Source organism: Ornithinibacillus jepli (assembly GCF_047228935.1).
Lineage (GTDB): Bacteria > Bacillota > Bacilli > Bacillales > Amphibacillaceae > Ornithinibacillus.
Window position 1 is genome coordinate 201,883 of sequence record NZ_JBFEGG010000003.1, and the last position, 23,852, is coordinate 225,734.

The 23,852-nt window shown below is 37.4% G+C and carries 26 protein-coding genes; 20 read left to right on the forward strand and 6 right to left on the reverse strand.

What is annotated here, in order from left to right; all coding sequences use genetic code 11:
* Positions 1-22: 22 nt before the first annotated feature.
* On the forward strand, positions 23-1,006 hold the full coding sequence (locus AB1K81_RS12810; protein ID WP_412977044.1) for a Gfo/Idh/MocA family protein: 984 nt from the start codon (positions 23-25) through the stop codon (positions 1,004-1,006).
* 171 nt (positions 1,007-1,177) lie between these two features.
* On the opposite strand, the gene AB1K81_RS12815 is transcribed toward AB1K81_RS12810, so the two are convergent.
* The 4 genes from AB1K81_RS12815 to AB1K81_RS12830 are packed head-to-tail and all read right to left on the reverse strand — an operon-like array spanning position 1,178 to position 3,725.
* Entirely contained in the window at positions 1,178-1,840 is a 663-nt protein-coding gene (locus AB1K81_RS12815) for an ABC-2 transporter permease (RefSeq protein WP_412977045.1), read from the reverse strand.
* A gap of 13 nt (positions 1,841-1,853) precedes the next feature.
* Positions 1,854-2,495, reverse strand: coding sequence for an ABC-2 transporter permease (locus tag AB1K81_RS12820; RefSeq protein WP_412977046.1), 642 nt, complete (start codon positions 2,493-2,495; stop codon positions 1,854-1,856).
* 1 nt (position 2,496) lies between these two features.
* Complete coding sequence (locus AB1K81_RS12825) at positions 2,497-3,351, reverse strand: ABC transporter ATP-binding protein (RefSeq protein ID WP_412977047.1); 855 nt, start codon at positions 3,349-3,351, stop codon at positions 2,497-2,499.
* On the reverse strand, positions 3,348-3,725 hold the full coding sequence (locus AB1K81_RS12830; protein ID WP_412977048.1) for a GntR family transcriptional regulator: 378 nt from the start codon (positions 3,723-3,725) through the stop codon (positions 3,348-3,350). The genes AB1K81_RS12825 and AB1K81_RS12830 overlap by 4 nt, the downstream gene beginning before the upstream one ends.
* 160 nt (positions 3,726-3,885) lie before the next feature.
* On the opposite strand from AB1K81_RS12830, the gene AB1K81_RS12835 reads away from it, so the two are divergent.
* From AB1K81_RS12835 to AB1K81_RS12890, 12 genes are all read left to right on the forward strand, one after another.
* Positions 3,886-4,785 (forward strand): AEC family transporter, encoded by a 900-nt coding sequence (locus tag AB1K81_RS12835; protein ID WP_412977049.1) that lies wholly within the window; start codon positions 3,886-3,888, stop codon positions 4,783-4,785.
* A 125-nt stretch (positions 4,786-4,910) separates the two neighbouring features.
* A complete protein-coding gene (locus tag AB1K81_RS12840) occupies positions 4,911-5,582 on the forward strand; it encodes a GntR family transcriptional regulator (RefSeq protein WP_412977050.1) in 672 nt (223 codons plus the stop codon).
* A gap of 157 nt (positions 5,583-5,739) precedes the next feature.
* Positions 5,740-6,660: a 2,4-dihydroxyhept-2-ene-1,7-dioic acid aldolase gene (gene hpaI / locus AB1K81_RS12845; protein WP_412977051.1), complete on the forward strand. Its 921-nt coding sequence runs from the start codon at positions 5,740-5,742 to the stop codon at positions 6,658-6,660.
* Entirely contained in the window at positions 6,647-8,158 is a 1,512-nt protein-coding gene (gene hpaE, locus AB1K81_RS12850) for a 5-carboxymethyl-2-hydroxymuconate semialdehyde dehydrogenase (protein ID WP_412977052.1), read from the forward strand. The genes hpaI and hpaE overlap by 14 nt, the downstream gene beginning before the upstream one ends.
* A gap of 16 nt (positions 8,159-8,174) precedes the next feature.
* A complete protein-coding gene (gene hpaB / locus AB1K81_RS12855) occupies positions 8,175-9,641 on the forward strand; it encodes a 4-hydroxyphenylacetate 3-monooxygenase, oxygenase component (protein ID WP_412977053.1) in 1,467 nt (488 codons plus the stop codon).
* Positions 9,642-9,655: 14 nt separating this feature from the next.
* The gene (hpaD, locus tag AB1K81_RS12860; RefSeq protein ID WP_412977054.1) at positions 9,656-10,639 is read left to right on the forward strand and encodes a 3,4-dihydroxyphenylacetate 2,3-dioxygenase; all 984 of its coding nucleotides are present in this window, start codon (positions 9,656-9,658) and stop codon (positions 10,637-10,639) included.
* 351 nt (positions 10,640-10,990) lie between these two features.
* Positions 10,991-11,467 carry a flavin reductase family protein gene (locus AB1K81_RS12865; protein WP_412977055.1) on the forward strand — a complete coding sequence of 159 codons (477 nt, stop codon included), beginning with the start codon at positions 10,991-10,993 and terminating at the stop codon, positions 11,465-11,467.
* Positions 11,468-11,498: 31 nt separating this feature from the next.
* Entirely contained in the window at positions 11,499-12,641 is a 1,143-nt protein-coding gene (locus AB1K81_RS12870; RefSeq protein WP_412977056.1) for a Leu/Phe/Val dehydrogenase, read from the forward strand.
* Between the two features lie 10 nt (positions 12,642-12,651).
* Positions 12,652-13,887, forward strand: coding sequence for a dihydrolipoamide acetyltransferase family protein (locus tag AB1K81_RS12875; protein WP_412977057.1), 1,236 nt, complete (start codon positions 12,652-12,654; stop codon positions 13,885-13,887).
* A gap of 108 nt (positions 13,888-13,995) precedes the next feature.
* On the forward strand, positions 13,996-14,787 hold the full coding sequence (locus tag AB1K81_RS12880) for a fumarylacetoacetate hydrolase family protein (RefSeq protein WP_412977058.1): 792 nt from the start codon (positions 13,996-13,998) through the stop codon (positions 14,785-14,787).
* Positions 14,784-15,539, forward strand: a complete 756-nt coding sequence (locus tag AB1K81_RS12885; protein WP_412977059.1) for a fumarylacetoacetate hydrolase family protein — start codon at positions 14,784-14,786, stop codon at positions 15,537-15,539. The genes AB1K81_RS12880 and AB1K81_RS12885 overlap by 4 nt, the downstream gene beginning before the upstream one ends.
* An 11-nt stretch (positions 15,540-15,550) precedes the next feature.
* On the forward strand, positions 15,551-15,928 hold the full coding sequence (locus tag AB1K81_RS12890) for a 5-carboxymethyl-2-hydroxymuconate Delta-isomerase (protein WP_412977060.1): 378 nt from the start codon (positions 15,551-15,553) through the stop codon (positions 15,926-15,928).
* A gap of 80 nt (positions 15,929-16,008) precedes the next feature.
* Here the strand turns inward: AB1K81_RS12890 and ytaF are convergent, their stop codons facing one another.
* A complete protein-coding gene (gene ytaF, locus AB1K81_RS12895; RefSeq protein ID WP_412977061.1) occupies positions 16,009-16,638 on the reverse strand; it encodes a sporulation membrane protein YtaF in 630 nt (209 codons plus the stop codon).
* A gap of 182 nt (positions 16,639-16,820) precedes the next feature.
* Here ytaF and AB1K81_RS12900 point away from each other — a divergent pair, with 182 nt between their 5' ends.
* From AB1K81_RS12900 to AB1K81_RS12915, 4 genes are all read left to right on the forward strand, one after another.
* On the forward strand, positions 16,821-17,246 hold the full coding sequence (locus tag AB1K81_RS12900; protein WP_412977062.1) for a hypothetical protein: 426 nt from the start codon (positions 16,821-16,823) through the stop codon (positions 17,244-17,246).
* Positions 17,247-17,283: 37 nt separating this feature from the next.
* Positions 17,284-19,461, forward strand: a complete 2,178-nt coding sequence (locus AB1K81_RS12905; protein WP_412977063.1) for a DNA topoisomerase III — start codon at positions 17,284-17,286, stop codon at positions 19,459-19,461.
* 145 nt (positions 19,462-19,606) lie between these two features.
* A complete protein-coding gene (locus AB1K81_RS12910; protein ID WP_412977064.1) occupies positions 19,607-20,050 on the forward strand; it encodes a GNAT family N-acetyltransferase in 444 nt (147 codons plus the stop codon).
* Between the two features lie 182 nt (positions 20,051-20,232).
* Positions 20,233-20,472 (forward strand): DUF362 domain-containing protein, encoded by a 240-nt coding sequence (locus AB1K81_RS12915; RefSeq protein ID WP_186870380.1) that lies wholly within the window; start codon positions 20,233-20,235, stop codon positions 20,470-20,472.
* A 91-nt stretch (positions 20,473-20,563) separates the two neighbouring features.
* Here AB1K81_RS12915 and AB1K81_RS12920 read toward each other — a convergent pair whose 3' ends face one another.
* A complete protein-coding gene (locus AB1K81_RS12920) occupies positions 20,564-20,701 on the reverse strand; it encodes a hypothetical protein (RefSeq protein WP_412977065.1) in 138 nt (45 codons plus the stop codon).
* Positions 20,702-21,121: 420 nt separating this feature from the next.
* On the opposite strand from AB1K81_RS12920, the gene AB1K81_RS12925 reads away from it, so the two are divergent.
* The 3 genes from AB1K81_RS12925 to AB1K81_RS12935 are packed head-to-tail and all read left to right on the forward strand — an operon-like array spanning position 21,122 to position 23,843.
* Entirely contained in the window at positions 21,122-21,466 is a 345-nt protein-coding gene (locus AB1K81_RS12925; RefSeq protein ID WP_412977066.1) for an SCP2 sterol-binding domain-containing protein, read from the forward strand.
* Positions 21,467-21,501: 35 nt separating this feature from the next.
* Positions 21,502-22,641 (forward strand): acyl-CoA dehydrogenase family protein, encoded by a 1,140-nt coding sequence (locus tag AB1K81_RS12930; protein ID WP_412977067.1) that lies wholly within the window; start codon positions 21,502-21,504, stop codon positions 22,639-22,641.
* The gene (locus tag AB1K81_RS12935; RefSeq protein WP_412977068.1) at positions 22,638-23,843 is read left to right on the forward strand and encodes an acyl-CoA dehydrogenase family protein; all 1,206 of its coding nucleotides are present in this window, start codon (positions 22,638-22,640) and stop codon (positions 23,841-23,843) included. Before AB1K81_RS12930 ends, AB1K81_RS12935 begins: the two co-directional genes overlap by 4 nt.
* The last annotated feature ends 9 nt before the right edge of the window (positions 23,844-23,852 follow it).

A 23,852-nucleotide genomic window follows, 5' to 3' on the forward strand; every position in this document is an offset into this window, starting at 1 on the left:
GTTTTAGAATTGGGGATGGAAAATGAAATTTGGAACAATTGGAACTAGCTGGATAACATCATCTTTTATAGATGCATCTAGGAAATCAAATGACTTTATACTAAAAGCGGTTTATTCTCGTTCAGAAACGAGAGCTAAAGAGTTTGCAGAAAAACAACAAGCAGAACATATTTATACTAATCTTGAAGAAATGGCAAAAAGTGATGAGATTGACTGCGTTTATATCGCTTCACCCAATTCATTTCATTTTAATCATGCACTGTTATTTTTAAAACATAAAAAGCATGTTATTTGTGAAAAGCCAATTTTTTCAAACACTGAGGAGTTTAGAGAGGCGTATAGAGTAGCAGATGAAAATGAAGTATTTTTATTTGAAGCAATCCGTAATATTCATTCACCCAATTTTAAAGTATTAAAGAATGCAATTGAAAGAATCGGTCCAATTACATCTACTATTTTACATAGAAATCGCTATTCATCCAAATTTGATGAATTCCTTGCTGGTGGTAGACCTAATGTATTTTCAGCAGATTTTTCAGGTGGTGCTCTAACTGATATGGGGATATATCCTTTGTATCTTTCAGTTGGTTTATTTGGAAAGCCTAAAAAGGTTTCCTATTCCGCCAATTTATTGGAGTCGGGTATTGATGGGAGCGGTACACTTATATTAAGTTATGATGGTTTTACTTCTACTATAATGTGCTCAAAAATCTCCACCTCTTATATTCCATGTGAAATTCAAGGACAGAATGGTACGGTAGTGTTTAATGATGCAGGTGCATTGGTAGAAATGAAATTAGTTGATAATTCAACAAATAAAGTACTTCCAATTGAAACATATGCTACAGAGGATAATATGGCGTTTGAAATACATAATATCAAAAGGATTATCTTAACTAAAAATGAACAGGAATACAAAGAATTAAAGGAATTAAGCTTGCTTACGCTTTCCATAACTGAGGAAGCACGAAGGCAGAACGGGATTATATATGGTTGTGAGAGGTAGGATTTCTTCTATTTTAAGAAGGCACTATTCTTTCGGATTAGAGCATACGAACATTCCTAGCAAAAAAATAGGAAACTGGCATTCTTCAATAAACTAACGAATGCCAGTTTTCCATATTTGAACAGTCTAATGTGGAACAGAAGCTAGACAAAAAGAATAACTTTGGTATCGTTATATTATCTTTTTCGTTCTAATAATAGTTTCTGAAACCTTCATGGAGCAATAATACAAACAAATGCCAAGAGAAGGTAAGATTATAAAGGGATAAACAGGTATAATAGATTCAATTAGCGGAACTGTCCATTGATCCAAGTCATTAAAAATTATCTCTGTACTCATCCCTGAGATGTTAACCAAAGCGTCGATTGAGAAAATGAATCCTATAAAGTAGCAACTAAAAATAATGATAGTTGGAATAATAAAAGAGTTAAACAAGTAATAGAGTGGAACACAAACAGCAAGTATTAATAGCCCTAAACTAAGTATTGCCAATAATTCTTTCCACCCAAATACAAAAACAGGATAAGGGACAAAGTAATCAAAGAAATGTCCCCATAAAAATTGATAAAGAATAATTCCTAACCAAATCATAATCATTATCAGATATCGGCTAATTACTAGTGCACTTCTTTCAATCGGTAAACTAATCATAAATCGATTAACTGATGAGCGATGATCGGAATAAAATACACCAACAAGTAAAACATGTAATAACAAACCTAAACTAATTGCAAACGGTGGAATAGACAGTATAAATCCTAAAGGTATAATTAAAGCTGATGTAACATTAACCGTTTTAAGATTTATATAATCTCGTTTTAATAGGATATTCAATTTTAGTACCTCCTTACAAAATGTCTTTCTTATAAGAAATCCGTACAGATATTAAGAAAGATATAAATAAAGACACTGCTGAGATAATAAGTAGTATGGCTACAGGTTGAATATTAATTATTGTAAATAGAGTCGACAATAATTTGTCATCAATCGTTATAAAATCGTTAAATAAAATCATGTTATAAGTAAAAACAAGTAAAAAATGTACTATCATAAACACGGTAATTCCATAAATAAAATTCTTAACCAAATAAAAAATAGGGGTGTAAATTGCAATTAGGATTGCGGTAATGGTAAAGTTTTTTAGAACATCGTTAATTGTCTGGTTACGAAAGTCTCCTAGAAAATTTAAATGATGTAGAACAAAGTAATCTATTATTCCGATGTAAGTAAAAGCTCCTATTAACAAGAGAATCAAAAAAAGGTATCTCGCCAAAACAATTTGTGTTCGTTTTACTGGTAAACTACCTATAAATTTATAAACCTGATTGTGATAATCATAATAAAATAACAATATAAGGTAGCCTATTATAATAGTCATAAATATATCTAAATTATTTACATGAAAAAAATAGGATGCTAAAACTACAGGAAAGAATAATAATAAGTATAGTCTTGTTACTCGTATATCTTTGTACAATAGTTGTAGCATATCAATCTACCTTTCTAATCATGAAGTACATAATATCTTCTAGTGTTGCTTTTTCTATGACAACCTCTTGATCAAAAGGATCAAATAGTGCAGGATTTCCTTCATACAAGCCCTGGAATCCAGTATCAGCTATTTGTAAACCGACAAATAGTCCCTTAGTATCATCGTCAATCATTTCTTTTTTTCCTTTTACTACATGAAAAGAGTCCTTTATTTCTTCCATACTTTTCTGAAACAGAATTTTTCCTTGATAAATAAAGACAATATAATCGGCAATTCGGTCTAAATCTGCAGTAATGTGTGAGGAAAGAAAAATAGATTTCTTTTCATTTATCATGAGATTTTGTAACAGTTCAAGAAGCTCTCTACGGAAAACTGGATCAAGTCCAGAAGTAGGTTCATCCATTACGATAAGTTCTGGCTCATGACTAAGAGCAAATAGAAGGGAGGTTTTCATTTTCATCCCTTTTGAGAACTTTTTAATTTTCTTCTTTAAAGGAAGATCGAACAGCTCTAAATATTGTTGGAAAAGGTTTTCATTCCATGATTTATAGAGTGGGGCGATAAATGATTTCATATTTTTTATCGTAAAATCTTCATACATAAATAGTTCATCATATACAAAGCCAATGTGTTGCTTGTTTTGGGTCGATTTATGGGAATTTCCAAAAACACGAATATCTCCCTCATCGAATTGTAATAAATCCATCATCATATTTATTGTTGTTGTTTTTCCACTACCATTCGGTCCTATAAATCCTGTAATATAACCTGTAGGAATGTTGAACGATAGATTCTGAATGGAAAAGCCTTTTCTATTTTTGGTTACATTATCGAATTCCACTGCATTCATCATTTCTCCTCCTCAAAGTAAATATCAATCATTTCTTTTAAGTCAACCTTTGTCAGGCCTATATGCTTACTTGCCTTGACGAGCTTTTCTAAATCATTTTCAATTTCTCTAATTTGCCACTCTCGTAAAACCTGAGGCTGTTGGCCAGCAACAAATGTACCTCTTCCAACAGTAGATACTAAATAGCCCTCTTGCTCTAGCTCCTCATAAGCACGTTTTGTAGTAATGACACTAACCTTTAAATTCTTTGCAAGTACTCGCATAGATGGAAGCGCATCCCCTTCTGTAAGCTCGCCCGAATATATATGTTGCTTAATTTGATCTTTTATCTGAAGAAACAATGGTTCCTTATTCGTAGTTGAGATTATTAGATTCATCTTTACACCCCCAAAAATATAATGTTAATATTGTATATATTGTATATATACAATATATAAGATGGATGTTATTCATGTCAAGCATAATTCTGAAAATAATTACAAGATTTACTCGAAGTGCTATACTATTGTACGTAAACCAACGTAATGGAGCTGAATTATGAATATATTTATTAATGTCATCCTTCCGGTTATTTCCGTATTCGTTTTAGGGTTTATATTACAACGGTTTAAACCCATAAATATTAAAGCAGTATCAACAGTGTCCATATACATATTTCTTCCTGCTTTAGTATTTACTAAGCTCTATGAAGCGACATTTGATAAAAGTTATACGGTGTTAATTTTGTTTGCTTTTGTACAATTAGGTGCAATGATTTTATTGAGTAAGCTTGCGAAAAAAGTATTCAAGTGGTCTCGTTCAGTGGAAAGTGCGTCCATTTTAACGTCGGGATTTATGAATGCGGGGAATTATGGGGTTCCGGTAATACTATTTGCAATTGGGGATGAGGCAATTCCTTTTGCCATCTTCTTTATGGTTATCCAAACGATGTTTATGAATTCCTTTGGAGTGTATTATGCATCAAGAAGTTCGAATGGAGTTGGCCAGGCGTTTCTGAAGATTTTTAAAATGCCAGCAACCTATGCAGCTATATTCGCCATTATTCTACAAAATATTTCCTGGGAAATACCAGAAACTATCTATTCTACGTTGACCATGTTAGGTGGAGCAGCAATTCCCATCATGATGGTAGTATTAGGTATGCAATTAGCGACTATTACTTCAATTAAATTCAATTGGCAGGTAATTATATCTACTGTTTTTAATAGAATGGTAATTGGACCTTTATTAGCTATAGGTTTTGTTAGTTTACTAGATGTAGATCCAATAGTGGCTATTGTTATCATTATTGTCGCAGCAATGCCAAGTGCCGCTACAACAACCATGTACGCAATCCAATTTGATTCAGAGCCAGACTTAGTATCTAGTATTACGTTAGTAGCAACGGTATTTAGTGTTGTTTCGTTAACTATCTTATTGAATGTTTTGCCGTATTAGTTTTAGTGTTAAAAATGCACCTATTCAATTATAAGTAGGTGCATTTCTTTATTTATGTAGAATAGCTAAAAAAATATTTTCTGAATATTGACATTATATATTATTTCCTATACTATATTTGTATTATGATAAAAGAAAACAAACAGCAAAAAGTATACCGAATTTTAAAAGGAAGAATAATTGAGCGTGAATATGTACCTGGACAGCGTATTGTTATTGATCAAATAGCGAAAGAGCTAGAGACTAGTTCTATCCCAGTCCGTGAAGCAATACGTCAGCTTGAGGCAGAGCGATTAGTCGTGTACAAACGTAATGTAGGTCCTGTCGTTGCAGAAGTAAATGAATCGGACTATTTGGATACGGTTTTTGTGTTAGCATTGCTAGAAAGTTATGCGACATCACTTGCTGCACAAGATTTCCCCAAAGGAAAAATAGACGAAATAAAAAAGTTAAATCAATTAATGGAGGAGGCTTTGGATGACTTTGATATTATCCAGTTCAGTAGATTAAATGCAGCTTTCCACCGAATTATTTGTGAGCAATGTGGAAATACGTATTTAATAGAAACGATACAACATACGTGGAATAGGATAGATTCGATTCGAGGAACTGGATCAACACTTTATTCTAAACGGGTAAAAGAATCGATAGAAGAACATAAAGAGATTATAAAATTATTGGAACAGGGAGACTCACCGCGAGTTGAAATTGTCGCAAGAGATCATAAAATTAAAACAGCCATCAATTTTGAGAAACGACGGAAAAACTTAATTGAAACCAATACGATAACTTCTTGAGAAAAGGAACTAGAGATTATAAATCTAGTTCTTTTTTTAGATTTTCCTGTATAAAAATCCCAGTGAATTTTCATATTGACATGACATATGAAATCATATATGATTTAACTGTTCAGAAAATTATTATTAATTAAACATTAGGGTTGGAGGTAATCAAATGGCATTTGAAGAGGCAAAAGAAAGATTACGAGGCTCGATTGCACCGGTGATTACACCATTTGATGAAAATGAGCGAATTGATTTTGAAAAGTTCCAGGAATTAATCAATTGGCAGATTGCTAGTGGAAGTCATGGGATATCGGTTACCGGCACTTCAGGTGAACCTAGCTCCATGTCTGTTGAAGAACGGCTCCAAGTAATGGAAGTAGCATATAAAACGGTAAATGGAAGAGTACCGTTTATTCCTGGAACAGGATCAACCAACCATCAAGAAACACTCCGCATGACAATAGCTGCACAAGAAATGGGAGCAGACGCTGCAATGGTCATTGTCCCATACTACAACAAACCTAATCAACTCGCATTATACAAACATTTCAAAGCCATCGCAGATTCCGTTGACATACCTATTATTTTATATAATATACCAGGTCGAACAGCAATAAATTTGGAAGCGGTTACAATATCAAGGCTTGCTGAAGATTGTCCAAATATTATTGGCGTAAAAGAATCTAATAAAGATTTTGAACATGTAAATAAAGTACTGCTCCAATGTGGTCGGAATTTTAACCTGTACTCTGGTATTGAAGTACTATGCTATCCAATGCTAGCTATCGGCGGGGCAGGACATATTAGTGCGACTGCAAACGTTGCTCCGCGGGAAGTAGCAGAAGTTTATAATCGCTGGGTAGCTGGTGATGTAAAAGGTGCACAGAATTTACATTATGAGTTAATGCCTCTAAATGATGTACTTTTCCGTGATACCAATCCAGCTCCAGTTAAAGCGGCACTAGGAATGATGGGGAAAATTAAACCTATCTTGAGAAAACCACTAGATGTTCCATCACTTGAGATTCAAGGGGAAATCAGGAAAGTATTACTAGATTACCAGCTAATAACGGAAGATGTTGAAATTTAGGGAGGGACATGAATTGGAAGAAAGATTAGAAGATGTGAAGCTCTACATAAATGGAGAATTTGTAGACGCAACGAATAATGGAACCTTTGATAATATTAACCCCTTCTCAAATGAGGTAATCAATCGCGTGGCGAAAGGTGAAGAGGTAGATATTGATAAAGCTGTTTCTGCAGCAAAGGAAGCTTTCTCTATCGGACCTTGGGGAAAGATGAAGGTCAAAGATCGGATGAAATATATTGAAAGAATTGCAGATTTAATCGAAGAGGAAGCGGAAACGATTGCTCGGCTTGAATCCCTTGATTCTGGTTTGCCAATTAGCCAAACTCGTAAAATGGCAGCACGTGGGGCTGAAAACTTTCGCTTTTACTCTAGAATGGTTCAAGCAAGAATGCATGGGGACGCATATCAAGTTGATGATGAATTTATAAATTATACAGTTTATCAACCTCTCGGAGTAGTTGGCTTAATTACCCCTTGGAATGCTCCGTTTATGTTATTAACGTGGAAGGTTGCACCAGCTTTAGCAACAGGTAATACAGTCGTATTAAAGCCTGCTGAATTATCCCCACTATCAGCAAATATGTTAGCAAATGTTATTCAAAAAGCTGAATTACCAAAAGGGGTATTTAATGTTGTCCATGGGTTTGGTGAAACAGCAGGGGAAGCTCTTGTAAAGCATCCAACCGTGAAGGCAATTTCTTTCACAGGGGAGACAACTACAGGAAAACGAATTATTAAAAACAGTGCGGATTCATTAAAGAAAACTTCGATGGAATTAGGTGGTAAGTCCCCATTAATTGTCTTTGAAGATGCTGATTTTGAAAATGCACTAGATGCTGCAGTATGGGGGATTTTCTCCTTTAATGGGGAACGGTGTACGGCTAATTCGAGAGTATTTGTCCATAAAGCCATTAAAGAAAAGTTCGTTGCTGCTTTAAAGACTCGCGTTGAGAACATTATGATTGGAGATCCAAAAGCAAACGATACAGAGATTGGCCCACTAATTAATACAGGTCATTATAAAAAAGTTACTAGCTATATAGAACTTGCCAAAGAAGAAGGTTGTGAGGTGTTTCAAGGAACAGTCCCACCTGAATTAAAATCGGGAAACTATGTACCTGCAACACTTCTATTAAATGCTAAAAATGATATGCGAGTTTGTCAGGAAGAAATTTTTGGTCCGGTTATGGCTGTCATTGAATTTGAATCCGAAGAAGAAGTTGTCGCTATGGCTAATGATGTGGAGTATGGTCTAGCTGGTTACGTCTGGACAAAGGATATAAAGCGCGCTCACCGCGTAGCACAAGCAATTGACTCAGGCATGTTATGGGTAAACTCACAAAATGTTCGTGACTTACGCATTCCATTTGGTGGAATGAAAGCGAGTGGTATAGGGCGAGAAGGTGGACATTTTGCGATATTTGAATTTTACACAGAACCGAAAGCGATACATGTAGCAATCGGAGATCACCACATACCAAAATTCGGAATGAATTAATAAGGAGGGAAATAAGATGCCCGCTAAAACAGGAAAAGATTATATCGAAGGATTAAAAAAGGCAAACAACAATGTGTATATCCATGGAGATAGAGTAGACGATGTAACAGAGCATCCAGCTTTTAAAAATGTCATTAAATCAATGGCAAACCTATATGATTTACAATACGAAAAACCTGAAAAAATGTTATATACCTCCCCTACTACTGGAGATAAAGTCGGAATGACTTTTTTACAGCCAAGAACAATTGAGGACTTGATTAAAAGAAGAGAAGCAATGCAAGAATGGGCTAGAACATCTGGTGGGATGATGGGGCGTTCTCCAGACTATTTGAATGCTGAAGTCATGGCGATGGGGGTAAATAATAGTCTATTTGCCGAGGGGAATCCACAGTTTGCAGAAAATGCTCGTAATTATTATGAATTTGCTCGCGAAAATGATATCAGTTTAACCCATACATTAATTCATCCACAAGTTAACCGAGCAAAAGCACAACATCAGCAAAAAGATGCTAATGTTGCACTTCACTTAGTGGAAGAACGACCAGATGGAATTATAGTAGACGGGATTCGTTTACTTGCCACACAAGGTGGAATTACTGATGAAATTTTAGTGTTCCCGTCTACAGTGAAAAAAGCAGGAGAGTTAGACGATCCATATTCGTTAGCATTCGCGATTCCAAATAATACACCTGGTCTGAAATTCATTAGCCGGGAGTCTTTTGATTACGGAAAAAGTGAATGGGATCATCCACTTGGTGCCCGCTTTGAAGAAGGGGATGCAATTGTATCTTTCGAAAATGTATTTGTTCCTTGGGAGCGTATTTTTGTCTGTGGAAACTCGTCCGTATGTAATCGTACATTTAAAGAAACAAATGCAGTCGTCCATATGGCCCATCAAGTCCTTGCTAAAAACATTGTTAAGACGGAATTTGTCCTTGGAGTTGCCCTAAGTATAATGGATGCAATTGGGATTGACGGATTCCAACATGTACAGGATAAAGGGTCCGAAATTATGTTGACTTTAGAAACAATGAAGTCACACCTTTATCGTGCAGAACATAATGCGAAGCTAGATAAATCTGGAACAATGACGCCGGACTTTGCCGCACTTGATGCCGCACGTAACTGGTACCCGCGAGTATATCCTAGATTAACGGAAATTGTCCGGGTTCTTGGAGCATCAGGATTAATGGGAATTCCAACAGAAGCAGACTTTAATCACGATGAAATTGGTCCGATTATTCACCGTGGTTTACAAGGGAAGAACTTAGAAGGTTATGAGCGTGTACAACTATTCCGATTAGCTTGGGATATGACGCTTAGTGCTTTTGGCAGTAGACAAACTCATTACGAGTACTACTTCTTTGGTGACCCAATTCGTATGGGAATGACGTATTTCGATAATTACGATAAGGAACCATTTAAACAATATATAGAGGATTTTTTGAAAAAAACGAGTGGCGTAAATGCTTCCAAATAAGGGAGGGATATTAGTTGGATTATAATGTGATTCGCTGTGCCAGAGCTATTTTGCATGTAACAGATCTTGAAGCTTCGAGAAAGTTTTATGTGGATACACTGGGGTTTATTGAGACTGAATCAGATGAAGAACATATATATCTTCGAGGATTAGAGGAGCATAATCACCATAGCTTATTGTTAAAAAAGGCAGATATGCCTGTGGTGGAGGCACTAGGTTATAAAGTAGCTTCAGATAGTGAATTAGATGCACTAGCACTCATGTTTGAAAAAGAAGGGTATGCGACGAAGTGGATTGATAAAGGTGAGCAGCATGCGATTGGGAGGACGTTACGAGTTAATGATATATCAGGATTGCCATTAGAATTTTTTGCGGAGATGGATTTAGTGGAACGACTCCTGCAACGCTATGATTTATACACAGGATCCCGTATGCAACGGATTGATCACTTTAATTGTTCTGTACCTGATGTGGAAGCGGCATATGATTTTTATAAAGAAAAATTAGGTTTTGCCTGCTCGGAGTATACGGAAACACCTGAAGGAGGAATTTGGGCTGCTTGGCTACACCGTAAACAAAATGTACATGACGTTGCGTTTATGAACGGAAAAGGACCGAGACTTCATCATATAGGGTTCTGGCTACCAGATCAATTGTCCCTTATCCATACGTGTGATGTACTCGCAGCGAGTGGTTATGGAGAATCTATTGAACGTGGACCAGGGAGACACGGCCTATCTAATGCATTCTTCTTATATTTACGAGACCCAGACGGACATCGCATCGAACTATACAGCGGAGATTACCTTACAAGCGATCCGGATTTTGAACCCATTCGCTGGGACATCAACGACCCAATGCGTCAAACCTTCTGGGGCCACGCCGCCCCAGACAAATGGTTCACCGAAGCATCAACAGTCCTAGACATACACACAGCAAAAGAAATAACCCTACAAAACGCCAAACTAAAACAACACAAACCAACTTTTGTGATTTAATTGTATGATTGTTACGAGTGTGGAGGATTTTTTATTGGTTTTCACACAGAGCGTCCAGAATACACGGAGACTCCTGTGGGAAGAAAGGCATCGGTGAGACCCCGAGTATGCACCTGCGTCTGCTAGTAATGCTACGCAGCAGGTTTCCTCGGTGCAAGGCTACAGAGAAGATTATTCAAGTAGCAGCCTGGCTCGCCAGCCGCCCACGGCAAGGTAGACACTGCGAGGTAGTTTCGAGCAGATGTCGCCCCTGTGCTGGAAGTAAAAGCGGAGTGTATTCTGGACGCGGATTCGGCAAGAAATTCATCTTATGGAGCATGGCAAGAAATCAATCCCAAAGGGGGTTAGTAAATGGATGACCGAACGTTCCGCAACGCAATGGGCAAATTCACAACCGGAATCACCATCATCACAACAAAACTAGGAAACGAAATCCACGGCATGACCGCAAACGCCTTCATGTCCGTATCTTTAAACCCAAAACTAATTCTAGTATCAGTCGACCATAAAGCAACCATGAAACACTATATAAATAATGCAGGCAAATTTGCCATAAGCTTTCTAAACCAAGACCAAAAAGATCTATCAGCCTATTTCGCCGGACAAATCGAAGAAACTAGACAAATAGACTTCCATTGGTTTCACGAACTACCAACAATAAAAGAAGCGCTAGTCAACTTAGTATGTGAATTACATGATGCAGTAGATGCTGGAGACCATACACTTTTCATAGGTAAAGTTACCGACTTGGAAATACGAGACGGAGAACCGCTAGCATTTTATGAAGGCAAATACCGAGAGTTAGGGAGTAGTGAACGAGTGAACTAGACTCATAAACTTGCTGATTGGGGGATAAATCATGAAACAGCAATTAGACAAATCATCCGCAATGTCGATGGATATATTTGAAAAAATAAGTGGGCATGAACAAGTCGTATTTTGTAACGACCCTAGTACAGGTTTACAAGCAATTATCGCTATCCACAATACAACACTTGGTCCTGCACTAGGCGGAACAAGAATGTATCCATATGCTACTGTAGAAGATGCGTTAGAAGATGTATTACGGTTATCAGAAGGTATGACATATAAATGTGCCGCAGCAGATATTGATTTTGGTGGTGGAAAGGGGGTCATTATCGGTGACCCGAAAACAGATAAATCACCAGCATTGTTTAGAGCGTACGGCCAATTCGTAGATTCGTTGAATGGGAGATTTTATACCGGAACTGATATGGGAACGACGATGGATGATTTTGTGCAAGCTGCAAAGGAAACGAATTTTATTAATGGAATCCCAGAAGAATTTGGCGGTGGAGGAGATTCTTCAATCCCGACTGCTGAAGGTGTTCTGTATGGATTGAAAGCAACAAATAAATATTTATTTGGTAATGAGTCCTTAACAAGTATTACCTATGCTATCCAGGGGTTAGGTAAAGTCGGGTATAAAGTTGCCAATCACCTTTTACAAATAGGAGCTACTATTATCGTAACGGATATATCAGAAGATGCACTTACTGCCATCCAAGAAAAAGGTGCTAAGTCTCCTGGTACAGTTACGATAGTAGAGAGTGATGAAATCTACGGGGTAGATGCAGACATTTTCGTTCCTTGTGCAATGGGTGGAATTTTAAATGATGAAACGATTGAAAGGCTAAAAGTAAAAGCTATTGTCGGTTCAGCCAATAATCAGTTGAAAGAAGACTATCATGCAAAAGTTCTTCATGAAAAGGGGATACTATATGCCCCAGACTATATCGTTAATGCTGGAGGACTAATTCAGGTTGCTGATGAATTGTATGGGGCTAATAAAGCCCGTGTTCTTCTGAAGACAAAGGCAATCTATCAATCTATTATAGAGGTTTATAAGCAATCAGAGCTGGATGCCGTTACAACACTTGAAGCAGCTAATCGCAAATGTCGAGAGCGCCTAGAGGAACAACGTGGACGTAATAATTTTTTCAGAAGAGAAAGAAGCCCAAAGTGGACATTTTATAAATGAGGTGTAACCAATGGTTGAAGTAAAATTTCATGATATTGGCGAAGGAATGACCGAGGGCGAGGTTGTTAGCTATTTGGTTAAGGTAGGGGATACAGTAAAAGTCGATCAGCCTTTAGTTGAAATGCAGACGGATAAGATGGTTGCAGAAATACCTTCTCCAGCTAATGGTACGGTGAAGCAGATTAATTTTGAAGAAGGAACGACCATTACTATTGGCTCTGTATTATTAGAAATTGACGATGGGAAAGAAGAGGTAATGGAATCGAGCTCAGAGCCTGAGGTAGCAGCAGTCTTAGCTCCAGAGAAAAAAGCTCAAGAAGAGACACAACTAACGAAAAGGCCTCCTAAACGAATTATTGCAGCACCACATACGAGAAGGATTGCTCGGGAACATGATGTTGATATCGAGCAAGTAATTGGTTCTGGACCAGCTGGAAGGGTAACAGATGAGGATATATATCAATTTATTCGCAAGCGTGGTAGTAATGGAAAAGAACAAGTAGAGGTGGCAGTAGAAACTGAGATTACAAGGATGGAAGAACCTGTAATTACAGCTGGAGATACTATTCCGTTTACCGGTATACGAAAGCAAATCGCTTTAAAAATGACGGAATCACTTTCAAAAATTCCACATGTAACCCATTTTGATGAGGTGGATTTAACGAATATAATAGATTTTCGTCAGGAGCTTAAAGATTCGGGTGAGAATATATCAGTTGTGGCATTTTTTCTAAAAGCATTAACAATCACATTACAAGAGTTCCCACTATTTAATGCAAGTCTAGATGAGGAGCATAATGTGATTCGGTTATTAAGGGAATATCATATTGGTCTTGCGACAAATACCGAAAAAGGGTTACTTGTACCAGTACTTCGTGATGCGAATAAGAAATCCATTAAAGAGCTACATGATGAAATGAAGGAATTAACGAAAAAGGCACAGGAGCAAAAACTTACTGCCGGTGAAATGAAGGGCGGCACCTTTACCGTAAGCAACGTAGGACCTCTTGGCGGTATGGCAGCAACTCCAATTATTAATTATCCACAAACAAGTATTATCGCTTTCCATAAAACTAAGAAAATGCCTGTTGTGATGGAAAATGATGAAATAGCTGTTCGTTCTATTATGACGATGTCTCTATCTTTTGATCATCGAATCATTGATGGGGCAGATTCCGTATTATTTACAAATCGTTTTATAGAACTTATCGAGCAACCAAAAAAACTTTTGCTATATTTACACTAATGACTAACGGGCAGACAGTACCAAATGGTTCTACTGCCCGTTAACCTTGGAATAAAATAAGAGTAACGAAAAGTTGTTTAAAACGGTGAGATAGGGGTGATGGCACTCATGATGACACAAATGAAAGCGAAATTTTCTAATACGGTTGGACTGGAGGAGATTTACGTAGGACAGTCTTTCATTGAATGGAAAGGAGAGAAGTATACAGAGGATGCATTTTCGTGGCAATCTCCAGTGACTGGGACAGTATATGGCACATTATTAAATTTTAAGGAACAGGTTGAGGCATTAGAAGGAGAATTTGAAAAGCCACCATATAATAAGGCACCAGTGCGCCCAGTATTATATATCAAGCCTAGAAATACGATAAATGCTCACTTGAACGAAGTAGTAATTCCTCAAGAAATCGAGGAAGTGGAAGTAAATGGAACATTAGGTGTAGTTATCGGAAAAACGGCCACTAATGTAAAGGAAGAAGATGCTTTAGGGTTTGTGGAAGGTTATACGATTGTTAATGATGTCACTATTCCACATCTAAACTATTTTCGCCCAGCCATTAAGGAAAAAGCTCGTGATGGATTTTGCCCAATTGGACCATGGATTGTTCCGAAAGAAAATGTCCCCAATCCTGATAATCTAATGATATGGACATTTAAAAATGATGAATTGATTCAAGTAAGCGGTACGAAAGATTTAGTCCGATCTATACCACGACTTATTCAGGATGTAACGGAATATATGACTTTAGCAAAAGGTGATGTGTTATTAGTTGGTGTGCCACTTAACCCATCTACTGCCAAAGCAGGTGATACGATTCGGATTGAGATTGATTTTATAGGGAGTTTAGAGAATCGATTTGTTTTGGAGAATGTTCAGGTGGCAGGAGGGGAAAAGATATGAAACATGCCAGAGTTGCTTGTTTCGGTAGCATTCACGAAGCGGTTCGAATAGAGGGTAAACTCCAACTTACAGATGGCAGATTAGTAGGCGAAGAAGAAGTGGTCTGGTTACCGCCTTTAGAGGTGGGGACTATTTTTGCTCTTGGTTTGAATTATGCAGACCATGCCAATGAAATAAGTTTTAAGGCACCTGAAGAACCACTTGTTTTCTTAAAAGGACCGAATACGTTAATTGGCCATAATGGAGAAACGAGAAGACCTGTGGACGTGGACATGATGCATTATGAATGTGAATTAGCCGTTATCATTGGTAAAAAAGCGAGAAATGTGAAGCGAGAGGATGCATACAATTATGTTTCTGGATATACGATTGCAAATGATTATGCCATTCGTGATTACCTAGAAAATTACTATCGCCCAAATTTAGCTGTGAAGAATCGAGATACGCTAACACCTATTGGGCCATGGTTTGTCGATAAAGAGGATATTCCAGATCCGATGAATCTTAAGCTTTACACCTATGTAAATGGAGATTTAAAACAGGAAGGCTCTACAAAAGATATGGTATTTGATATTCCATTTTTAATCGAATATTTAAGTAGTTTTATGACTTTAAACGAAAACGATATTATTTTGACTGGAACACCTAAAGGCACGGTTAACGTAGTTGAAGGTGATGAAGTTGTTGTGGAGATCGAAGGAATCGGAAAACTTCGGAACAAAATTGTAAGTGATAAGGTTTTTCAACGGTAAGGAGTGTAGCTATGCCACATATTACAGTAGAGTACACCGATAATTTGAAGGTAGACGGAGATATAAAAGGGTTACTTAAGAAATTGAATGAGGCTTTAATTGATGAAGGCTTTCCTATAGGTGGTATCCGTTCCAGATCGATTGAACTAAAGGATTATATAATAGCCGATGGAACCGGGGAAGATGACAGCTTTGTCCATGTTACCTTAAAAATTGGTGCAGGTAGAACAAACGAGGTAAAGAAATCAGCCTGTGACCGTTTATTCTCTATAATCGAAAGTCACTTTGAAACCCAATTTACCAATCGCTACATTGCTTTATCACTAGAACTATTTGAGTTTATGTTTCCGACTTTTAAGAAGAATAATATTCATCAACGATACAGGTAAGTGTTTCACAGCTGATTCGATATTCGATTAGTATAATTTATGAATCCCGAAATACTTATACATTTCGGGATTCATAAATTTTATATCAAATTCAATACACCAAGTGCAATCAACAATACTGGTGGCAAAAAGTTCATCCGCTCCAAACGTTTATTTCTTGATAATACAATCCCAACCTTTATTCCGTAATGAACAAATACCCCACTCATTACAGCAATCAAAATTGGTGTAACTATTGGAGAGTAACCTAATATCGCAGCTCCTATCCCAGCGCCAAATGCATCTAGTGCAAGGGCAGTACCTAGCAAGATCGCCTCACCTATAGAAATAGTTCCGGATTGGTCAAGGTCAGCTTTGTCTGGTGTGGAAATTACGGTCTTAAAACTTTGAAAATGGTTAGGTGTTGTAACTGGATGTTCACTTTGCTCATCTTTTTTAATTTGTCCTCGAATGGTATTAATTAAAGAAAATAGCCCAATAAAGATTAATATAGATCCTCCAACGGTTTTTGCGAAAGTAACAGATAGAAAAGAATGCAGCATCGTTCCTATTATCATAGAGAGTAATACTACAATTCCAGAGCAAATCATAATGATGGTTAACGCGCTTTTGGGAACTAAGATTTTCCGCATTCCATATGTTACCCCGACTCCGAATCCATCTAAGCTTACTGCAATTACTAGGAATAATAATCCCGTATAAAATAGCATCATCACCATATCCTTTTCATGTTCTAGGGTATTGTATGGTAATAAAGGATGTTGTGTGCTTTCCTAACGGGTGGTAGAAATTTAATGACTTAATTCTGTTCTTGTAAGATAGATTTTGGTATCGTTGGAATAAGGGAAAGATGTTTATTAAAAATCGTCGTCATTTAAATGGAGGAAAAATTATGTTTAGGAAATTTTTAACAGCTATTCTCTCCGCTGTTATCTTTAGTTTTATTTTAGGATTAATGACCTACTTAACTTACACGTCTAATAGTATATGGATTTCAATGGGGTTCTTTCTATTATATTCTGCACCGGTGTATGTAATTAGTGGGATTCCACTTTCTTATCTTATTGATTCTGTCATTAAGAGAATAAATTTTTCATCACCTTTAGCTCGTCATTATAGTAGATATGGGCTATTTATATTAGCTGGGATTGTAGTGGCGTTAATTTATACAGTAATTTTGACGATAGTAGATGAACGTTTTGTGTTCTTGTCACAAGCATCATGGACATACGTAATTGGTGGGATTATTGCAGCATTAGTTTACTACTACGTATCACTAGTAATGGACCGAAAGAACAATAAGCCAGATATGGTATAGTGTTAAGGTAGAAGTTTGAAGAGAGGAATTTACACACATGAGTAAAACATTAGTATTAGCAGAAAAACCTTCCGTAGGTCGGGATATCGCACGAGTATTAAATTGTACGAAAAAAGGCAACGGATTTATGGAAGGATCCAAATATATTGTAACTTGGGCACTTGGGCATTTAGTGACATTAGCTGATCCTGAAACCTATGATGACAAATATAAACAATGGCGTTTAGAAGACTTACCAATGCTTCCTTCTAATTTGAAATTAGTCGTCATGAAGAAAACAGGGAAGCAATTTAGTGCGGTAAAAACACAAATGAATCGTCAGGATGTAAAAGAAATCGTCATTGCAACAGATGCTGGTCGTGAAGGAGAACTTGTTGCTCGGTGGATAATCGAAAAAGCCCGCATTCAAAAACCGGTTAAACGACTATGGATTTCTTCAGTAACAGATAAAGCAATACGTGATGGATTCAAGAAACTAAAGCCAGGGAAAGAATATGAACATTTATATGCATCAGCGGTTGCAAGGTCAGAAGCGGATTGGTATGTTGGACTTAATGCGACAAGAGCACTGACGACTAAATTTAATGCTCAGCTTTCCAGTGGACGTGTACAAACACCAACATTAGGAATGGTGGCAACAAGAGAAGAAGAAATCAAAAACTTTAAACCGCAAACGTACTATGGTATACAAGCGAAAGTACAAGCAGGTGTTACGTATACTTGGCAAGATAATAAAAACAATACGCGTATGTTTTCTAAAGAGAAAGCGGAGAGCCTTTTTGGTAAGCTAAAAGGACAGCCATTAACTATCATTAAAGTGGAGAGAACAGCAAAAAAGAAATTCGCTCCGCAGCTATACGATTTAACAGAATTGCAGCGCGATGCGAACCGTATATTTGGTTTTTCTGGTAAACAAACATTATCCATTATGCAAAAGCTTTACGAACGTCACAAGGTATTAACATATCCACGTACGGACTCTAGGGTTATTTCTACAGATATTGTTCCAACTTTAAAGGACAGATTACAAGCATGTGGAGTAGATCAATATGCCCGTTTTGCACAAGATATTCTTCGTAAAGGAATTAATAAATTGCCCAAGTCTGTTGTAGATGATGCAAAAGTAAGTGATCACCATGCGATTATTCCTACTGAAGAACCGGTTGTGTTAGCAGAATTAGATGATAAAGAACGTAGAATCTATGATTTAGTAGTTAAACGTTTCTTAGCTGTATTAATGGATGCCTATGAGTATGAACAAACAACCATTTATGCTGAAGTCGGACATGAATCGTTTACTGCAAAAGGAAAAGTCGTGAAGAAACAAGGTTGGAAAGCAATTTATGACCGGAATTTTGATGAAGAGGATTCAGATGACCAGCAATTACCTATTGTGAAGCAAGGGGATAAGTTTTCTGATATCAAACTAAGTATTACAACAGGTAACACAAAACCACCTGAACGTTTTACAGAAGGTGCGCTACTTCAAGCGATGGAAAATCCGGTTCGTTATATGAATCCTGATGAAAAACATTTGGCCGGGACCTTGCAAAAAACAGGTGGAATTGGTACCGTTGCAACACGAGCAGACATTATTGATAAGCTTTTCAATGGTGGCTATATGGAGCTAAAGGGTAAGCATATCTTTATTACATCAAAAGGTAAACAATTACTAGATCTCGCTCCAGAAGATTTACGTTCTCCGGCTTTAACAGCAGAATGGGAACAGAAGCTCAGTTTAATTGCAGAAGGAAAACTGAATAAAAATAGGTTTATATCTGAAATCAAAGATTATACGAAGGAAATTGTTCAAGAAATTAAAGGTAACGATAGTAAATTCAAACATGACAATATGACAGGTACGAAATGTCCAGACTGTGGAAAGCTGATGCTTGAAGTAAATAATAAGCATGGTCGGATGTTAGTATGTCAGGACCGTTCTTGTGGTCATAAGAAAAATATCGCCAAAAAGACAAATGCCCGTTGTCCAAATTGTCATAAGCGATTAGAATTGCGCGGTGAAGGGGAAGGGCAAATGTTCACTTGTTCTTGTGGTCATCGAGAAAAACTATCTACTTTTAATAAACGTAAAGAACAAGAGAAAAAGCATAAGGTTTCCAAAAAGGATGTAAATAAATATTTGAAAAAGCAAGACGATGGCTTCACAAATAATGCCTTAGCGGATGCCCTTGCAAAGTTAAAGGAAAAAAACTAATTAATGTAACTACCTAAGTAGAAAACGGCTTAGGTAGTTTTTTATTTAGTAAATTGCCAAATTGGATCATATTTACATAGATGCAGGAAATATCTCGTGTGAAATGGAATTAAATATACATACCAATAAGAAACGGAGTGGAAACATGTTAAAGGTTAGAGAAATAAAACCAGAAATGGCCTATGATCTAAGACATACCATTTTACGACCACATCAACCATTTGAGGCATGTATATATGATACTGACCATGATGAAAATGCATTTCATGTTGGAGCTTATTACGAAGAAACATTAGTCAGTATTGCTTCCTTTTATGAAGAGAATCATCCCGAGCTTTCTAGTAAAAAGCAATATCGTTTACGGGCGATGGCAACACTTCCTAGCCACCGAAAGCTAGGAGCTGGTAGAGCTGTTGTTCAATTTGCAGAAAATCGTATTAGTGAGAAGGAAACGGAAATTTTGTGGTGTATGGGAAGAACGTCTGTACAAGAATACTATGAGAGATTAGGGTTTAAACCTCATGGTGAAGTGTTTGATTATCCGCCCATTGGACCGCATATTGTGATGGTAAAGGAATTGAGTAGATAGGGGATACGAAAAGTTTAGAAATACTTCCGAATTTGCTAAGGTTGATCATCAATAAGGAGAAAAAAATGAATTTTATTTACTTAATCCTAATTATCTCTATTTGAAACGGTTTACTTGAACAATGAGTAGATGTATCATTAAAATGAAGATATACCTTGAATAGATTAGGAGGGTTAACATAGATGGCTTTTGTAATTTTAGATCCATGCAGACAAGAAAAGGCAGCTGAATGTGTCAGTGTCTGCCCGGTTGATTGTATAGAAGAAGGTCCAGATCAATTCTACATAGATCCCGATATTTGTATTGACTGTGGTGCTTGTAAAGCAGCATGTCCAGTAAATGCAATCGAGGAAGAATATGATTTGACACCAGAACAAGAAGTATTCCTAGAAAAAGCAGAAGAATTTTTCGCGAATCGTTAGTATTTCTAAGCAAAATCCCGTTAGTAATCAAACTAACGGGATTTTTTATGTAATGATGACATAATTTAGGTATTGAGTAGAATCTAGTAAATTACTTTTCTTCTACAGCTATTGCTAACTTACTCGCTATCCAGCGCTTTGCTGTTTTTTCATCCACTTCATATACTTTCCCAGCTCGAAAAAGTTCCCCATGGTAAGCAGTTTGAACATTCATCTTTACTTTAATCATAAGCTCTAACCCCTTCCTAATTCTATTATAACGAACTGTCAGTAGCGGTGCTAATGATTTGAGGTGATTTCTATTGGACAAAAATCATTATGAATACCCGGAAATTTTCCATTAGAAACTTGCTATTAGACAAAAGGAAGACGTTAGGTGTTAATCATGTTCATTAGAACGACTCTATCGGACAAAACTGAACGATATTCCTTTAAATCGTCTATTAGGAATCATCTATTAGACAAATTGGCTCTTAATTATAAAAAAGAGTCCAATAGTCTGCCCTATCCACAAGCTATGTACCCTACATACTAACGTAGACTAAATTCTTCCTCCCTTTCAAATCCCTACATAATACGGAATTCTAAACTCCCTCTTCTTCCCGTACTCTTAAATTAAGAACGTTGATAAAAAATAGGAGGAATTGTAATGGAAGAAGTAAAAAGGTTGATTAATGAAATTGATCAAGCGTTAAAAGAGGATTCTACGAAAACCAAGGGAGTTCAAGCAGTTTATCAGTTTAATTTCCATGATGATAACTCGACTGCTTTTCAGCTTGTTTTACGAGGTGAGGAAAGCTATGCAGCTGAGGGAGTACAAGAAAAACCAGACTGTACCCTCATAATGGTAAAAGAAGATTTTCTAGCCATGGCTAATGGAGAACTAAATGGTACAAAAGCATTCATGAGTGGTCGCTTAAAAATTAAAGGAAATATGGGTCTAGCACTAAAATTACAGGATATATTAGCTACTTACAATAAAACGAAAAATTAAGGGAGAATCATCTCCCTTTTTTAGGGGTGGAGAAAATGATTTCATTTCGTGCGACAGAAGATGAAGTAGCATTTGCTAATGTTGTAAAAGAATTCGCTAAAGATAGAATCCGAAAACTTGCAAGAGAAGCAGAAGTAAAGCAAAAAGTAGATGAAATTCTCATCGCAGAAGCAAACGAATTAGGATTTTTGTCATTAGAGTTACCTGAGGAGTGGGGTGGTCTTGAATTACCATTAATCAGTCAGGTTCAAATTATCAAGGAATTGAGCTATGGAGATTTAGGAGTATTACAAGGTTTTACTGGCTCTGGAGATGTCGGTCCTTTATTTCGTCTACAACGAGAACATTCTCAATTCCAAGCTTTGAAAGAACGTTTCCGAAGTCAGGAAAATCCAACAACAGCAATAGTCGATCTCACTAACATAGAGAACATGTTGCGCCATTCCGTATCTATGAAAAAGGAAGGTAACGGCTATCGCTTAAATGGGATAACAGAACCAGTGAGATTAGCTCACTTTGCAGAAGAATTAGTTATATTTGCTAAGGATGAAGCGTGTAATTCGTTGATTTTTTTTCTGGAAAATGACCAGTGGTCTGTTGAAGACGGGGATTACAGGTTAGGACTTTTAGCTTCTGGGTTAGGAAAGATCCGTTTTGAAAATGTACCAGTATCTAAATTATTAGCATTTGGTAAAGAAGCGGACAATCTAATTAAAAAGTTCCAAACACGACATTACATTCTCCAAGCAGCAAAAGAACAGGGGCTAATGGAGGCGGCTTTGGATTATGCTACCGAATATACCGCTACTAGAAAAGCTTTCGGACAAGAGATTGCAAAATTCCAAGGAGTCTCCTTCAAAATTGCTAAGATGGCTATTGAAACAAGAATTGTCCGGTCACTTGTTTGGGACGCAGCCTTAAAAGCGGATGAAGAAACCTCGACCGCTTACGGATCTGCTTTACGTGCATTACATCGAGCCCATAGAAGTGTTCGCTTTGTAACCGATGCGGCAGTACAGCTTCTCGGTGGGCATGGTTTTATTCAAGAATTTCCAGTGGAGAAATGGATGCGGGATGCTCAGGCACAAGTCGCTCTGTATGGGCAAGAACGAGATATATTAACGATACGTGGAGAAGAGCTTTTGAAGGAGAATGTGGAGGTGCCAGTGGAATGATTTCATTTGAACTGTCCGAACAGCAACAGCAAATAAAAGAGATGACACACTGGTTTGCAGAAAATGAAATTCGCCCGATTGCACTAGAGGCAGATAAACTTGGGAAAGTTCCCGATGAATGGCTGGAGCAAGTAAACCAAATGGGAATTCATTTAAATACTTCTTCCTTTGGTAGTGTAAAAGGTTCAGCCAGTGGAAAGAAAAAACAGGAAAGAGAAGGCAATCGTATGGGTGTACTAGCAACTGAGGAAATGGCTTGGGGTGATCCAGCTATAACACTCTCTTTACCTGGTGCAGGACTAGGTGGACCGCCAATTGAAAGTAGTGGTACTCCGGAACAGAAGGAAAGATTTTTATCAATTTTTACAAATGATAAGCCGCGCTGGGGAGCGTATGCCTTAACCGAACCAGAGGCAGGATCAGACGCTTCAGGAGTCCGAACTACCGCAAAAAAAGCAGAAGGTGGTTACATTCTGAACGGGCAAAAAATCTTTATTACGAATGGTGGTCGTGCTTCTTGGGTAGTAGTGTTTGCGACTGTCGATGCAAAGCTTGGTCGAAGTGGGCAAAGAGCCTTTGTCGTGGAAAAAGGTACTCCAGGATTTAGCTGTACCAAACTCGTGAAGAAGATGGGGTTACGAGCAAATGAAACAGCCGAGTTATTGTTCGAGGACTGTTTTGTTCCAGTTGAAAATCTATTAGGTGGAGAGGAACTCTATGAAGCTAGTGGAACAAGGCCATCAGGATTTCAAGTCGCGATGAAAACATTTGACTCGACGAGACCAATTGTTGCGGCAATGGCGATTGGGATTGCAAGAGCCGCTTATGAGTACACGCTAGACATTGTAAAAAGAGAATATCCAAAGCATGGTAAGTATTTTCATTTGGCATCACAATTGCTTGCCGAAGCAGAAGAGGATATACAGGCTGCGAGACTCCTAACTTGGGAGGCTGCTTGGATGGCAGACCTTGGGATACAAAATGCAAAGGAAGCGGCAATGTGTAAAGCTTATGCAGGTCAAATGGCCCTAGATGTATGCTCGAAATCATTAGAACTACTTGGGTCAACAGGGTTAGAAGGGCATTTAGTAGAAAAGTTGTACCGTGATGTAAAGGTGTTTGATATTTTTGAGGGTACAAATGAGATCCAACATCTCGTTATTGCTAGGAGACAATATGCTCCATTTGATATTCGGGTTTAGAAAGGAGAA

Coding starts and splice junctions, on each gene's coding strand:
- AB1K81_RS12810 (WP_412977044.1), top strand. CDS start 23: ATGAAATTTGGAACAATTGGAACTAGCTGGATAACATCATCTTTTATA.
- AB1K81_RS12820 (WP_412977046.1), bottom strand. CDS start 2,495: ATGCTACAACTATTGTACAAAGATATACGAGTAACAAGACTATACTTA.
- AB1K81_RS12825 (WP_412977047.1), bottom strand. CDS start 3,351: ATGATGAATGCAGTGGAATTCGATAATGTAACCAAAAATAGAAAAGGC.
- AB1K81_RS12830 (WP_412977048.1), bottom strand. CDS start 3,725: ATGAATCTAATAATCTCAACTACGAATAAGGAACCATTGTTTCTTCAG.
- AB1K81_RS12835 (WP_412977049.1), top strand. CDS start 3,886: ATGAATATATTTATTAATGTCATCCTTCCGGTTATTTCCGTATTCGTT.
- AB1K81_RS12840 (WP_412977050.1), top strand. CDS start 4,911: ATGATAAAAGAAAACAAACAGCAAAAAGTATACCGAATTTTAAAAGGA.
- hpaI (WP_412977051.1), top strand. CDS start 5,740: ATGGCATTTGAAGAGGCAAAAGAAAGATTACGAGGCTCGATTGCACCG.
- hpaE (WP_412977052.1), top strand. CDS start 6,647: ATGTTGAAATTTAGGGAGGGACATGAATTGGAAGAAAGATTAGAAGAT.
- hpaB (WP_412977053.1), top strand. CDS start 8,175: ATGCCCGCTAAAACAGGAAAAGATTATATCGAAGGATTAAAAAAGGCA.
- AB1K81_RS12865 (WP_412977055.1), top strand. CDS start 10,991: ATGGATGACCGAACGTTCCGCAACGCAATGGGCAAATTCACAACCGGA.
- AB1K81_RS12870 (WP_412977056.1), top strand. CDS start 11,499: ATGAAACAGCAATTAGACAAATCATCCGCAATGTCGATGGATATATTT.
- AB1K81_RS12875 (WP_412977057.1), top strand. CDS start 12,652: ATGGTTGAAGTAAAATTTCATGATATTGGCGAAGGAATGACCGAGGGC.
- AB1K81_RS12880 (WP_412977058.1), top strand. CDS start 13,996: ATGATGACACAAATGAAAGCGAAATTTTCTAATACGGTTGGACTGGAG.
- AB1K81_RS12885 (WP_412977059.1), top strand. CDS start 14,784: ATGAAACATGCCAGAGTTGCTTGTTTCGGTAGCATTCACGAAGCGGTT.
- AB1K81_RS12890 (WP_412977060.1), top strand. CDS start 15,551: ATGCCACATATTACAGTAGAGTACACCGATAATTTGAAGGTAGACGGA.
- ytaF (WP_412977061.1), bottom strand. CDS start 16,638: ATGCTATTTTATACGGGATTATTATTCCTAGTAATTGCAGTAAGCTTA.
- AB1K81_RS12900 (WP_412977062.1), top strand. CDS start 16,821: ATGTTTAGGAAATTTTTAACAGCTATTCTCTCCGCTGTTATCTTTAGT.
- AB1K81_RS12905 (WP_412977063.1), top strand. CDS start 17,284: ATGAGTAAAACATTAGTATTAGCAGAAAAACCTTCCGTAGGTCGGGAT.
- AB1K81_RS12910 (WP_412977064.1), top strand. CDS start 19,607: ATGTTAAAGGTTAGAGAAATAAAACCAGAAATGGCCTATGATCTAAGA.
- AB1K81_RS12915 (WP_186870380.1), top strand. CDS start 20,233: ATGGCTTTTGTAATTTTAGATCCATGCAGACAAGAAAAGGCAGCTGAA.
- AB1K81_RS12920 (WP_412977065.1), bottom strand. CDS start 20,701: ATGATTAAAGTAAAGATGAATGTTCAAACTGCTTACCATGGGGAACTT.
- AB1K81_RS12925 (WP_412977066.1), top strand. CDS start 21,122: ATGGAAGAAGTAAAAAGGTTGATTAATGAAATTGATCAAGCGTTAAAA.
- AB1K81_RS12930 (WP_412977067.1), top strand. CDS start 21,502: ATGATTTCATTTCGTGCGACAGAAGATGAAGTAGCATTTGCTAATGTT.
- AB1K81_RS12935 (WP_412977068.1), top strand. CDS start 22,638: ATGATTTCATTTGAACTGTCCGAACAGCAACAGCAAATAAAAGAGATG.